Origin of the sequence: Sporanaerobacter acetigenes DSM 13106 (genome assembly GCF_900130025.1) — a bacterium.
GTDB classification, from domain to species: Bacteria; Bacillota; Clostridia; order Tissierellales; family Sporanaerobacteraceae; genus Sporanaerobacter; species Sporanaerobacter acetigenes.
This window is the reverse complement of sequence record NZ_FQXR01000013.1, coordinates 53754-68743: the sequence shown is the minus strand read 5'-3', so window position 1 is coordinate 68743 and position 14990 is coordinate 53754. Positions and strand designations below refer to the sequence as shown.

General features: G+C 30.2%; 10 protein-coding genes. All 10 read left to right on the top strand.

The window, feature by feature from the left end:
- The first annotated feature begins 390 nt into the window (after nucleotides 1-390).
- The gene (locus BUA21_RS11450) at nucleotides 391-2652 is read left to right on the top strand and encodes an ABC transporter substrate-binding protein (RefSeq protein ID WP_072744974.1); all 2262 of its coding nucleotides are present in this window, start codon (nucleotides 391-393) and stop codon (nucleotides 2650-2652) included.
- A gap of 188 nt (nucleotides 2653-2840) precedes the next feature.
- Nucleotides 2841-3683, top strand: a complete 843-nt coding sequence (locus tag BUA21_RS11445) for a carbohydrate ABC transporter permease (RefSeq protein WP_072744973.1) — start codon at nucleotides 2841-2843, stop codon at nucleotides 3681-3683.
- A 14-nt stretch (nucleotides 3684-3697) separates the two neighbouring features.
- Nucleotides 3698-4945, top strand: coding sequence for a carbohydrate ABC transporter permease (locus tag BUA21_RS11440; protein WP_072744972.1), 1248 nt, complete (start codon nucleotides 3698-3700; stop codon nucleotides 4943-4945).
- A complete protein-coding gene (locus tag BUA21_RS11435; RefSeq protein ID WP_072744971.1) occupies nucleotides 4935-6089 on the top strand; it encodes an ABC transporter permease in 1155 nt (384 codons plus the stop codon). The genes BUA21_RS11440 and BUA21_RS11435 overlap by 11 nt, the downstream gene beginning before the upstream one ends.
- Nucleotides 6070-7170 (top strand): ABC transporter ATP-binding protein, encoded by a 1101-nt coding sequence (locus tag BUA21_RS11430; protein ID WP_072744970.1) that lies wholly within the window; start codon nucleotides 6070-6072, stop codon nucleotides 7168-7170. The genes BUA21_RS11435 and BUA21_RS11430 overlap by 20 nt, the downstream gene beginning before the upstream one ends.
- A 137-nt stretch (nucleotides 7171-7307) precedes the next feature.
- Nucleotides 7308-8246 carry an ABC transporter ATP-binding protein gene (locus BUA21_RS11425; RefSeq protein WP_072744969.1) on the top strand — a complete coding sequence of 313 codons (939 nt, stop codon included), beginning with the start codon at nucleotides 7308-7310 and terminating at the stop codon, nucleotides 8244-8246.
- Between the two features lie 10 nt (nucleotides 8247-8256).
- Complete coding sequence (locus tag BUA21_RS11420; RefSeq protein WP_072744968.1) at nucleotides 8257-9429, top strand: ABC transporter permease; 1173 nt, start codon at nucleotides 8257-8259, stop codon at nucleotides 9427-9429.
- Complete coding sequence (locus BUA21_RS11415; RefSeq protein WP_072744967.1) at nucleotides 9429-10526, top strand: ABC transporter permease; 1098 nt, start codon at nucleotides 9429-9431, stop codon at nucleotides 10524-10526. The genes BUA21_RS11420 and BUA21_RS11415 overlap by 1 nt, the downstream gene beginning before the upstream one ends.
- A gap of 55 nt (nucleotides 10527-10581) precedes the next feature.
- Entirely contained in the window at nucleotides 10582-12063 is a 1482-nt protein-coding gene (locus BUA21_RS11410) for a TraB/GumN family protein (RefSeq protein ID WP_072744966.1), read from the top strand.
- A gap of 339 nt (nucleotides 12064-12402) precedes the next feature.
- Nucleotides 12403-14982 (top strand): S8 family serine peptidase, encoded by a 2580-nt coding sequence (locus BUA21_RS11405; RefSeq protein ID WP_072744965.1) that lies wholly within the window; start codon nucleotides 12403-12405, stop codon nucleotides 14980-14982.
- Nucleotides 14983-14990 lie beyond the last annotated feature (8 nt).

Below are 14990 nucleotides of genomic sequence, written 5' to 3'. Positions count from 1 at the left end.
CTACTTTAAAGTAGGTTGATTTATGTACATTTATTATATAATATTATAAATAATAGAACAAGTAGGACGGCATTGGAAAATGAAGAAGGAACTGTTAGTACTGATAGCGTTATTTACAATGACATTTTTATTTTTAATATTTTTAATTACCTAAGTTTCGTAAAAACGAAGCAACTTTAACTTTAATAATATACTACTAGAATCAATATGAATATAACAGGATTAGATAGGTATTTTGATGAAAAAGAATATAGAAAACAAAAGATTATTTTATTGGAGATGTCAAAGAAGGTGTTACAAAGGAATATGGTGCTCGTTTATATAAAGTTAAGAATAGTAATCTTTTAGAAGTAAAAATAAGATAATAATTAATTGAAAGTGGGTGATAACATGGAAAATAAGAAAAATAGAATAATTATGTTATCTGTAATATTGCTAGTTATAATTATAACCGGTGTTTTTATTACTATAAGAAATAATAAAGATAGCAGTACCAATAAACTCGACAACAAAGATGATGAAAAGGACGTTGAATCTGATGCATTTTATTATGTTGAAGAATTTATTGGAGAAGAAATATGGGACGAGGGGTATGATAAATTTTTAAAATATGATGATAAAATCGTTAAATTTAAAGGTGGAGAAAAGGTATATTTGCAAGATGTAAAAAGCAAAGAAGATATTTATCAAATTCCAAATAGAGATAATATGTTGGGAGCTAATGGATATTGGATTTATGAAAATGTTTTCTGGAATGTAGAATATGATAGCAAAAATGAGGCAGTAATAGCTAGTTCATTTGACGATAAGGGAAATAAAAAAGATAGCATAAAACTAAAGGACTTTAAAGGAGACGTTATTGATAATTCCTATATCCAAGTTGAAGAGATGAGAGTTACAGAGGATTACATATATTTATTGGCTCGAGCTGATTCCCAGCCTATACTTCAAATATTTACAAAAATAGGTGAATTGAAAAACTCATATGAAAATGTAACGAGTTTTGATGTAGATAATAAGGGACGCTGTATATATACTACAGTAGGTTTTCAATCGTTACCTGAGGGATTTTTTATGGTTGATTCAGAAACAGGCGATGAAATATTTAGAAATACATCCTATATCTTAGAGCCTATACGGTTTTCGGAAGATGGAAACCTTATATATGGGTTTGATAAAGAACTTAATGTGTTTGATGCTAATAGTGGTACATTTATAAAATCAATATTTGAATTTGGAAAAGATTCAACATATTTTTTAGATGATTATGATATACAAGATTTTGTGGTGGGAAAAGATGAGGAAATCTATTACTCTTTAAAAACTAAGTTTGGTGAGGATCAAAATATTGAATTAAGTGATATAAAAAACGTTTATTACTTATATACGAAGAAAGAAGGAGAAAGACCACCAAGGGAGACCGTTCTTACCATAACTGCCCCATATAGAAATGATTTTATGGAAGAAGCTATCAAGCACTATGAATTGAAATATCCCGGAGAGCATGTAGAATATGATTATGCTTATAACAACAGGGAAGAGTTTTATGAAAATGGTAAAGAATATGGTGCAAAATTGGCTTTAGATATTATTTCAGGGGATATAGGAGATATTGTTCAAACAGGGGGTTCGGCACTCGAACTTCAGAATCTTCTAAGGACTGATGTCTTTATGGATTTAACAGACTTAATAGAAAAAGATAAAAATTATAAAGATTTAAATAAAGATGTGTTGAATAGTGTCAAGGTCAATAATACCATACGAGCATTACCTGTTAATTATTTACTCGATCAATATGAATTAAATGAAGAATTAGAAAAAGAATTGGGGCTTGATATAGATTTCAATCAACTATCTTGGTCGGAAGTATTAGATCTTGTAAAAGTAATAGAGGAAAAAGCACCTGATAGACATTTATTTACACGTAATATGAAAGGGAAAACCCCTTGGGAAACTTTCGGAGATGATTTACTTATAGCCAATATGCCAGATCTCATCAATCTGGAAACTAAGGAAGTAGATTTAAATCAAAAATGGTTCAAAGATCTATTGATAAAGTTTAAGGAATGCATCCAAAGTAAGAATTTTATACTTGATACAGAGTACCAATTGACTGATAGTCTGCAAGGGTCACTTTTATCTTTTAAATCAAGTAGCGGAGAACGGTATTATTCGGATCAGGTATTTGATTTTATTGAATATAATAATACTCATAAAAGTGAAATGATACCAATCTTTACTGGTGAAAAAAATGATAATAGAGTTCAGTATAGCCTAAGAATGTACTCAATAAATAATCGCTCTGATAGAAAAGAAAATGCATGGAAGTTTTTAAGTTTTTTACTAGAAGAGGATATCCAGTTTATTGCTTTAAAAGACCCAGAAAATAGAGGGGCAATTCCCATTAATGAAAAGGGTGTTGATAGGATGATAGAGGATGCTAATTATATGCATAAATTTTCAGGTGTTGATGTAGATAGGTACAACAAAGCTATGATAGAACATTCTCATGAGATTGACTACCTATACAATATGGGTTATCTTAGACTTGATATTTTAGAACCTATTGGTTCTTATATGGATGGGAAAATGACCCTTGATGAAGCACTTAAGAAGGCTGAAGAAAATGTGATCATTAGATTGAATGAATAGAAATGTTTTAGTGTTTTGATATATCAATGTGATTATATTAAGCCCATAACTATTATTGTGTTATGGGCTTAATATAAAATAAATATTTGTACGGAGAAATTAAAAGATGGATACAAATAAAACTGTTGAAATACTTTATATATCTGTCTCCTTTTTAGTTACTTATAATTTGAAGGGAGTTGAAACTATTGGAGAATAAAAGAGCTTATGGATGGTATTTCATCCTTCCTGGGCTGATAGGAGTACTAGTATTTTATATTATACCATTTTTTTTGAGCTTATATTATACATTTACAAAGGGAATATCCATAGTTCAATTTGTGGGATTGGATAATTTCAAAGAACTCTTTAATAATCCTGCTTTTATGTTGGCAGCAAAGAATACTTTAAAGTTTATACTTATAGGAGTTCCTATTGTAACCATGCTTTCATTATTTTTAAGTCTTATGATGGAAGAAAAATTATATAAATTTCCCAGATGGGCAATGTTATCTCCCATGATTGTTCCCGTTGCTTCTGCTCTTATGGGGTGGCAAATTATCTTTGGAGAATATGGCATGGCAAACAAGGTACTGGCTTTTTTTGGCAACCGGCCAATTTCTTTTTTTGGTGAGGATAATGCTATGAAAATTCTAATATTAATTTTCATAATCAAAAATACTGGCTATATGTTAATAATTTTCACGGGAGCAATTTCATCTCTCGGAAAGGAATATAAAGAAGCATTTTTGTTGGATTCCAATTCTTATTTAAAATATACTTTTAAAATAGTAATACCATTGATAGCTCCCATTATATTCTTTGTTGTAATTTTAAGTATAGTTAATTCGTTTCTAATGTTTCGTGAAGTTTATGCTTTATATGGAAATATGCCGCCAAATACGGTGTATTTGTTACAAAATTTTATGAATAATAATTTTTACAAGCTAAATTATCAGAGATTGAGTACAGCTGCTTTTATACTTGTTATAGGAATTTCAGTGCTTATAATAGCTTTTTTAAGATTTCAAGAAAAACACTTGGATCATTAGAAAGAAGGGATGATATGGCTAGGAAAATACTTAAAAATATATTTATTTATATTTTTTCTTTAATTTGTATCCTTCCTATGGTGATTATGATAGTTTATTCTTTTAAAGGCGCGGATGGAAGTTTTTCTTTTGTACAATATGGAAAGGCTTTATTTCAGACTGAAGAATTTTTTATAGGATTTTGGAACTCCATAATATATACATTTGTGATTATAGGCATCAATATACCTATATCTTTGCTTAGTGCCTATGGATTTAGCAGATTTAACTTCAAAGGGAAAGGTGTTTTATATTGGCTTTACATTGTATTGATGCTTATGCCATTCCAAGCCACAATAGTAGCTCAACACATTACTTTAAAGGCATTAAATATAATAGATAAACCTATAGCTGTGATACTACCCAATATATTTTCCACATTTGGTACCATATTGATGGCTCAATATATGAGAGGGCTAGATAAAGAAATATTTGATGCAGGTAGGATAGATGGTTTTGGTGAATTCAGGCTTTTTTTACAAATAGTAGCACCAATTTGCAAATCAATAATTTCTGCACTTACTGTACTAACTTTTATAAATTACTGGTCTATGGTTGAACAACCCTTGGTATTTATTAAAGATGCCATCCATATGCCTTTATCTGTTACATTAAATTCTAGTAGAAGGTTTAGAGATATAGCATTTGCCTGTGGAACTTTGTTTAGTATATTGCCTATATTATTATATCAGTTTTCATATGAAGACTTAGTACATGGTATAAGTATTACAAGTGGTATTACAGGAAAAGTGGAAGGGATGAATAATAAAAAGGGAGTTAAAACGAACAAGCAAATTATTTCTAAGCTTATCATTATTTTTATGATTAGTATGTCAGTATTTACATTGATAACTCAAAAGATTAGCTATATTATGACACCTGTTGTAGAAGTAGTGCAGGTACAAAGAGGGGATTTAAAATCCAATCCAAGTGATCCTAAAAGCAAATCATTAGGATATTATACAAATATTGTACCTACTTCCTGTATACATAAGGAAGGCTCTGATAGCATTATATATGCTATTGTGAAGGGAAAATCTATTCGACAAAAAGATGAGGTAGTGAAAATGGTGGTTAAGGTAGCTGAAAACAATCAAATTGAAGCGGCAATTCAAGGTGGTTTTTCTCCTGACACTCAAATTATTGAAAGATCTACAAAGCCAGTTATGGATGGAATGATTGTGAGGGTATTGGATAATAGAGGTGCTCATTATGATGAATAAAAAAATAATTGTGTTGATAATAGGACTTGTAATCGTACTTTTAGCTATATTTTTGTTTCAGGAAAGTTTAATTAATGATTTTTCTTTGAAATCGGAAAGAATAGAGTTATCCTTTGATATGAACAATGAAATTCTACCTTTTATTTTGTCAGAAGAACAATATATTGGTGAAAGGTATAAATATGCTTTATATATAGAACAGGAGACTGTATTAAATGAACAACCTTTAACTGTTATAGGAATCGATAAAAATTATTGTGAGTTGGAACCAATAGAATTTATATATGGAGAAAATACCTTTTCTAATAGAAATCAGATTATAATAAGTGACAGGTTAGCTAAAAAAAAGTATGGAGCAGTTAATTCAGTAGGGGAGAATATAGAAATAGAAGACAAAAATTATGAAATTATAGGTATTTATAAAACAAATGAAAGTAACATGTTTGTAAGGAATGAAAAGGATATAGCATATATAGATTATGAATACGCAAAAAATGACTTAAATAATTATATTTCTATTATTTCTATACAAAAACCTGTAGATAGCAAAGAAGAGTTTTTTAAAGAGAAATTTATAGACTATTTAAAGTTTAGGATTCCTGAGTTAAATGAAGAAATGTTAAACATAATGGATTATTCTGATGCCAATAGAGTCCTCATAGAGTGGCACAGAGGGACTAAGCTATTTACAGCTTCTTTGTTATTTATATTAATAGCAATAATTTTTCTAAGAAAGATAAATACCATAAATAAGTATGTAAAGAAAGACCTTGAATTATATTATCCAAAAGAGATTATATGTCTAAGGATAAATGAAATTCTTGAAGAAGCTATTAAATTATTATTATTGATATTTGGCGCAATATTTTTATTACAATGGATTATAAAATTTCAATTTAATATCCCTGGGAAATATTTGCCAGTTAGTGATATTTTTGATTTTGAATTTTATCGAATGCTAAATAATTCTGTAAAAATGAACTTAAGCAGTTATGGGTATTTTTATGATATTACCTTATATAAAGTGAAATTACTTACTTTAGGATTTTTTATATTAGGTATAATTACATTTTTACTTATAATAAGAATGATAAATAATAGAATGTCGGGGGTGGAGGATAAATATGGGAGAAGTAGTATTTAAAAATATAAAAAAAGTATATCCGGGAAATGTAATCGCAGTAAATGATTTTAATCTTGAGATAGAAGATAAAGAATTTATTGTATTGGTTGGCCCTTCTGGTTGTGGGAAATCGACAGTTCTTAGAATGGTAGCAGGTCTTGAAAATATTACTGAAGGAGATTTAATTATAGATGGGGAAAAGGTTAATGAGGTTGCACCAAAGGATAGAGATATAGCTATGGTATTTCAAAATTACGCTCTTTATCCTCACATGACAATTTATGAAAACATGGCAATGGGTTTAAAACTTAGAAAAATTCCTAAAAAGGAAATCGATTCAAAGATTAGATATGTAGCAAAATTAATCAAAATTGAAGAATTGTTAAACAGAAAACCGAAGGCACTGTCAGGTGGACAGCAACAGAGAGTAGCCTTAGGAAGAGCTATTGTAAGGAATCCCAATGTGTTTTTAATGGATGAACCATTATCAAATCTAGATGCTAAATTAAGAGTACAGATGAGAACGGAAATAATTAAGCTTCATAATGAACTTGCTACAACATTTATATATGTAACACATGATCAAACAGAAGCAATGACTATGGGGACAAAGATCGTAGTGATGAAGGACGGACTGATTCAGCAAGTGGCAAGCCCAATGGAGATTTATGACAATCCTGTAAATACCTTTGTTGCAGGTTTTATAGGTACACCTCAAATGAATTTTATAGATATAAAGATATCAATAGATAATGAAAATGCTTATATGAAATTTGGAAATGAAAAACTAAAACTTAAGTCCTCAAAATTTTTATTAATTATGAAAGGACAACATGATGAGATGATTCTAGGTATCAGACCTGAACATATTCATATTGAACCAATTAAAAACTCAATAGAGCTTATAGGCGTAATAGATATTATTGAGCATATGGGTGCAGAAACTTATATTCATATTCATGTTAGTGATGAAAAACTAGTTGTAAAAATACCCTATGAAGTTAATAAAAAAGCAGGATGTAAAATTAAAGTTTTTATAGATGAGAGTAAACTTTATTTATTTGATAAAATTGACCATAAGCTAGTAGGTAGGCTATATTAAGTGAAAAGCTATTTTTGCATTTAAGACTGGATTGGTTGAATAAAGTGACTTAAGTCATTGTACATAATTACCTAAGACAATAGTTAAATTCCCTTAAATTTTCTATAATGTAATTAGAAAGTTAAGGGGGTTTTTTTATGAGTTTAATTGAGGTTAAAAATATCACTAAACGTTTTGATGAAAAAATTGTACTGGATAATATATCTTTCTCTATTGAAGAAGGAGATATATTTGGACTAATTGGACCTAATGGAGCAGGAAAGTCAACCCTTATAAATATAATGACTGGACTTTGGAAGTGCAGTGGAGGAGAAGTCGTTGTAGGAGGATATGATTTAAAGAAAGAACCATTAAAGGTAAAAGAACAAATAGGTTTAGTGCCTCAAGAAGTGGCTTTAATGGATACTGTTTCTGTTTATGACAATCTTGAATTCTTTGGTAGCTTATATGGTTTAAAGAGGAAGCTATTGAAGGAAAGGATAGATGAAGCATTAGAAATAACAGGGTTAATGGATAAGAAAAAAGAAAAGGTAAAGAAACTTTCAGGTGGTATGAAAAGAAGGCTTAATATTGCTGTAGCAATTATGCATCATCCTAGGATTTTAATTATGGATGAGCCAACAGTAGGTATAGATCCTCAATCACGAAATCATATATTTGAATTTGCCAAAAAAATTAATAGAGAAAACAATACTACAATCATATATACCTCTCATTATATGGAGGAAGTAGATATGCTTTGCAACAATTTATTTATTATAGATTTAGGAAAAGAAATAGCCTATGGAGATAAAAAACACATTAAATCTATGGTAAGTAACAACAATAGGGTTATTTTAAACATAGATAATTACAAAGGAGAAATGATACTGGATGTTAAATCTATGGATGGAGTTAAGGAATGCAATGAAGAAGAAGGTTTAATCAAACTATTGGTAGAACAATCTACTTTTAGATTAGAACCATTGTTAAAAATCGCAGAAAAGTATAATGGAGAAATAAAGGGAATAAATTTTGAAGAACCTTCTTTAGAAGAAGTGTTTTTAGCACTAACTGGAAAGAAACTAAGGGATTAGGAGGGAAAAAATGAAACTTAGAGCTTTTACAAAATTAACTATAAAATCTATGCTAAAAAATTTTTTACCCTTTGTTTTGACATTTTCAATATTTCCTATGTTTCTTAGTTTAGTTATAGGTTATTTTCAAAAAGATCAATTTACACCATCTGTAGATATGCCAATTATGAGTGTTCACATAGTGGATGAAGACAATTCTATCCAGTCAGGCAATCTAAAACAATTTTTAAATAGTGACGAGATTAAAAATATTATAGAGGTAAAGGAAGAAGAAAAAGATGCAAGATATGAATTAATTATCCCCAAGGGGTATGAAAATAGTTTGATATTATCTACAGATTCCCCAATAATAATAAACACTAAAGATAAAGGTTCCCAAAGTATGGGAATTATGATTGGAAATATTATTGACAAATACAATGAAGAAGTAAGCCAAAGCCTGTATATAAGAAAAAGCATAGATGAGAAAGATATTTCACCTAAAGAAAAAGAAGAACTTTTTAATACTGTTAATAGTGAAATCTATAAAATTTATAATACAAATTCAATTGAAAATACAATAGTTGTTACTAAAAGAAGTCTAAGTTCCTATGAATATTTTTCTATAACCTTTTTAAGCTATATGCTCATTATGGTAATCATGTCTATGATTGCTGGAGAAGATTTACAAAAAGAAAATGGAGTATATAGTAGGATAATGTCCACATCTATAACAGAGGTTGAATATTTTAAATACAATATGATAACTAGTTATATGTTTATAGTTTTTTTAAATTGTCTATATGTATTTACCTATAGGATTGCTGGACTATCATTTGGAGGTTCTATTCCACTACTAATACTTATTATATTGACTCAGGGTTTGTTAGCTACAGCATTGACTGGTTTTGTGTCAGAATTTTTTAAAAAGAAAATTGGACTTGGCATATTAAATATATTTATGATTTTACAATTGGTTATAGGAGTAGGTTATTTGCCATTACAAAAGATAGACAATGGATTTTTAGCCAAAATAGCAACTGATTATGCGCCAGATGTTTTGATTACAAGAGCTTATAGAAATTACTTAATCTACAACAACTTAGATTCAATAAAGACAAATTTATTGTTAATATCATTAATTTCAGTAGTTATATTATTGATATGCACACTTAAAGTTAAGTTAAAGTGGGGTGAAAAATAGTGAAAATCTTAAGACTTAGCTTTGTAAACTATAAAAGAATGGTTAAGGACAAAGGAAAACTGCTAATGATGTTGATAGTGCCTTTGCTAGTTATATTAGGGGTAAGTTTTACTGCGAATAGGGGAGGTTATTCAACAGGTGTAAATATAGCCTTCAGTATAGAAGACAAGGGTGGGTATGCTAAAGAATTGCTTGAAAGTTTAAATATAGAAGATAATATTTTTTATAATAGAGAAGAAGCTATGGAATTGTTAGAAGACAATGAAGTGGTAGCTGTATATACATTGCCTAAAAACTTTACTGAAAAAATAAAAAACGGAGAAAAACCAGATATAGGGGCTTTCAAGAGAGAAGAAGGAAATACTACATTACCTATGGAAATGAACATTGAAAAGGAAATAAATAAAAAATTGAAGGAAGAAGTTTTACTAAAAAATGATATAATTAAGGATAAAAAAGAACTATATAAGTTCAATACGAAAACCCAAATAAAAAGGGATAACAAAGAGGCAAATGGAGATTTATTCCTTGTAGTATTTATGATTATATACTTTACTATTCTTTCATCTAACTCCATAGGGGATGAGATAGTATTGATGAAAAGGCAAAAGATACTTTCAAGAGCTATGACTACAGCCAACAAAGGATATGAAATAATGGGAAGCCTATGTTTGGCCATACTATTTCTTCAAGTAAGTATGAATTTGCTAGTCCTTTTTATAGGAAAATTAATATTAAAATATCCAATTATAGACTTTCATATAATTTTTATAAATATAGTATTGGCTAGTTTATTTTCTATAACATTTACTATATTTTTAACTAGGATATTTGAAGAACAAGGGGTAGTAAGCCTTGGAACAGTTATATTTAGTGTTGGTAGTCTCTTTCTAAGTCTGATAGCGCTAGATGGAGATTTATATCCTAAAGTTCCTATGGTTATTAAAAATTTAGGGAAATTTGTTCCTCAGTATTGGCTATTAGATAGTATAGAAAAATCAAAATTGTTTCCAAACACAATAGTACTTTTACTTATGATATTGGCATTGTTCACAGCAGGAAACTTCAAGTTTAGAGACTTCGTAAATCGTGGGTAATAAGACAGGAGTGTTTTCTTGTCACATTATATATAAAAGAGAGGAGAGAGGTACAATGAAAAAAGGTTCAAAGTTTTTATCATTGTTATTAGTATTAACCATTGTTTTTTCTAGTTTTAGTTTTGCATTTGCTGATGGAGGACAGGCCCCAGCAAAAGATGTTCCAAGTGATTGGGCTGTAGAACATTTAATGGAAGCACAGATTCAAGAGTTAGCAAGTGAGGGATATTTTGCTCAGTTTAAAGAAGGTGTTACAAGAGTAGAATTGGCAAACTTTGCAACTACACTATATGAAAAGCTTTCAGGTAAGGAAATTACTCCTATATCAACAAATCCTTTTAAGGATACAGAAGATGTAAATGTATTGAAGGCATTATCTTTAAAATTGATGGCGGGAGAGGAAAAAGATTTATTTAAACCAGATGAAATTGTTACAAGAGAAGATGTAGCTGTTGTTATTTATAATGTAATAAGCGTTTGTGAGCCAAAGGTAGACTTAGGAAGTTCTAAAGAGTTAAAACATAAGGATATAAAAAATATTTCAAAGGCTAATTTAGATAAGGTAAGTGTTTTAGTTTCTAATGACATAATGGATGGCAAGGGACCGGACAAATTGGCATTAGAACATATTTGTACAAGAGAAGAAGTATTAGTTTTATTTGCAAGAGCGTATGATTTTGTTATACATAAAACTGGCAGAGATTCCAAAGGATTTTTGTGGGAAGTTTCCAATGGGAAAAATAGTGTATATGTATTGGGGTCAGTCCATGTGGCAGATTCAAGTATATATCCTTTTAGTCAAAGCATAATTGAAACTTTCAATAAATCTGATGTATTGGCAGTAGAAGCTAATATTGTTGGAGATCAAGAAGGACTTCAATATATGATGGAAAAGGCTATATATACTGATGACAATACTTTAGAAAAAAATGTTCCTGAAGAAATTTATAAAGCTTTTGTAGATAAGATAAGTGCAGCAGGTCTTGATCCAAAAGACTTTGAAAAGATAAAACCTTGGTATGCAGGGTTATTAGTTCAAGGACTAGATATGCAAAGTGCTTCTCTTGATGCAACTATGGGAATAGATTTTAACTTGATGACTAAAGCTATGTTTGCAAATAAGGAGATATTAGAAATTGAAGGAATTAAGTTTCAAGCAGACTTATTTGATTCAATGTCAAAAGAACTTCAAATAAGCTTACTAGAATCTTCATTAGTTGAAGTCAAAGAAAATGATGAAAGTGTAAATGTTCAAGGAGAAGTTATAAAGTATATACTAGATGCTTGGAAAAAAGGTGATATGGTAGAGTTTGAAAAGTTCATGGAAAAAACCAACCAAGAAGGTAATCAAGAGTTCAACAATATGCTCTTTAACAAAAGAAATGAAAATATGTCCAACAAAGTAGAAGAGTTTTTAAATAGTGAAGATGGTAAAACTTATTTTGTAGTAGTAGGAGCAGGTCATTTAGTTGGAGATACTGGTATAATAAATTCCATGAAAGAGAGAGGATATACAGTTAAACAAATAACTAAATAGTTTTTTAACAAACAAAAAGGCTTCCTTTGGAAGCTTTTTTGTTTTTAGATGCTGATTTAAAAAGAATAAGAAAAATAAATTGTAACCAAATTGTAATATTTTTTTTGGTAAATATGAGGTATTATATAAATATATAGTAAAAAAATACATAAAAGTAATATAATACACGATATTACCAAATAATACATAAGTCAACAAGATTATCAAAAAACTAACGCTAATGTTGTCAAAACCTATGATTATTAATTACAATTCTCTTTAATAAATAAACAGGAGGTGATGAAAAAGTACCGAGAAGAGATTGTATTTGATAATAAAATAAAATAAGGAGGGTTTAATGTGAGAAAGTTTTTTAAGCGCAATATAAGTCTGATTTTGACAGCTGTGCTTTTACTTTCTATCTTTTCAGCATCACTGCCAGTTAGTGCAGAGGAAAATCCTAATTCTCCAACTATTTATTTAAAAGGAATGGAGAACAATACAAAAGCGAAACCTAGTGTTTCAAGCACCCTCACTAATAAGATTTATGACAACGGAGAAACAGGACCTTATGTAGTTAGTTTTGATGGACCAGTGTATGATTATATGAAAACAGAAATTGAGAATTCAGGAGCTATAATAGAAGAGTATATTCCAGATTTTTCATTTTTAGTGATGATGACTCCTGAAGTTGCTGAAAGTGTAAGTAAAATTTCATATGTCAAGGATGTTATTGTTTATGAGCCTTTATTTAAAATAGATCCAGATTTTGTAGATGATTTTGGTAATATAAAGGACATGGGAGAAATAAAGGTTAGAATTCTTACATTTGATGATACTAATGCAGAAAATCAAATACAATCATTTAACATAAAAGAAATGGAAAATGATCCAGATAGTATAATTGCATTGATAGATAGCGAAGAAATAATGAAACTCGCAAATTTAAACTCTGTTAAGTTTATTGAACCAGTTCCTGAATTTCAATTATTTAATGATGTAGCTAAAGAATATATGGGTACAGAAGGTATATGGAATTTGGGATACACGGGCGAAGGACAAGTCGTAGGTATTGCTGATACAGGACTTGATACAGGGAAAAATGATAGTAGTATGCATAGGGACTTTCAGGGAAGAATAGATAGAATTATCCCATTGGGAAGGAGTACAGCAGATGATCCTCATGGGCATGGAACTCATGTTGCAGGTTCAGTATTGGGCGATGGTTCAAGATCTAATGGTCAAATTAAGGGAATGGCTCCTAGAGCACATCTTGTATTTCAATCAGTATTGGATTCGCGAAATGGTCTTGGCGGTCTTCCAAATGATTTAAATGACTTATTTAGACAATCATGGAATGAAGGTGCACGAATTCACACCAATTCGTGGGGTGCCTCTGGCTCTGGAGTTTATAATACGAATTCAAGACAAGTTGATGAATACCTTTGGGGAAACAACAATATGATTATACTTTTTGCAGCAGGAAATGAGGGATACTCAAAAATTAGTGGTACTACAGTATATAATTCAATAGGGTCTCCAGGCACTGCAAAAAACTGTATAACTGTTGGTGCTTCAGAAAATTATAGGCCAGAAAAAGGACAACTTGGCGACAATCCAAATGAAATTGCCTCATTTTCTAGTCGTGGTACTTGCAAGGATGGAAGAGTAAAACCTGATATAGTAGCTCCAGGAACATGGATTCTTTCAACAAAATCCTCAAAGGCACCAACAAGTAATTTCTGGGGAGAATACAATGATTATTATGCCTATATGGGTGGAACTTCAATGGCTACTCCTCTTACAGCAGGTGCTGTTGCAATTGCGAGAGAGTATATGATGAAAGAATGGAACCATACTCCAAGTTCTGCAATGATGAAGGCTGCGGTGGTAAATGGTGCTACTGATATGGGATATGGATATCCAAGTCGTGATCAAGGATGGGGACGTATAAATCTTGTAGATTCATTGAAATCAAAACAATATGAATATAGTGATCAAGAAAGGAGCTTGTCCACTGGACAAGTTGTAAATTACACTTATTCAATTAAATCTGATAAAACTCCTTTAAAGGCTTCTCTTGTTTGGACTGATTATCCAGGGTCCACTTCAGCTTCAAAAGCTCTTGTGAATGATTTAGATTTAAAAATAACTTCTCCATCAGGAGTTGTTTATTATGGCAATGATTTTACAAAACCATTTGATAGTGAAATTGATCGTTTAAACAATGTTGAAAATATATTTATAGAAAATCCGGAATTAGGAAATTACAAGGTTGAGGTAATAGCATATAATGTACCCCAAGGGCCTCAGTCATTTGCATTGTTTGCATCAGGAGATTTTGGAACAGCAAGCGGAGACGTAGAAGCACCAATATGTAATATAACCTCTCCATCAAACGGAGCAACTGTAAATGGCAATGTATCCATAACTGCAGATGCTAATGACAATATTGGAATAATTAAAGTTGAATTTTATGTTGATGGAGAAAATATTGGGACAAGTACAAGGGTTCCATATAGTATGAATTGGGATACAACAAAAGTATCAAATGGTACTCATAAAATTCAAGTGAAAGCATATGATGCAGCAGGAAATGTAGGAATATCTGAAGAAATATCAGTTGTTGTCGAAAATGAAGTTGAGGAACCAGGAACTGAATATGTTACAGAAACTTATTCTGGCTCTGCTTCTTGGTGGGGTTCATATGAAAAAGATATTGATGTTACTGCAACTGGTAAAATAACAGTTGAATTGTCAGATATGTACTTTGGATCAGATTTATCTATGAAACTATATGATTCATCTGGAAATATGGTTGCCAAAGGGACCAATTCAATTTCCTATGATGCTTCAGCAATTGGAAAATATAAGATAGTAGTTTCAACTGATTGGGTTGAATATTTTACTATGAAAGTAATATATCCTATAGCAAAATAGTTTAAAGG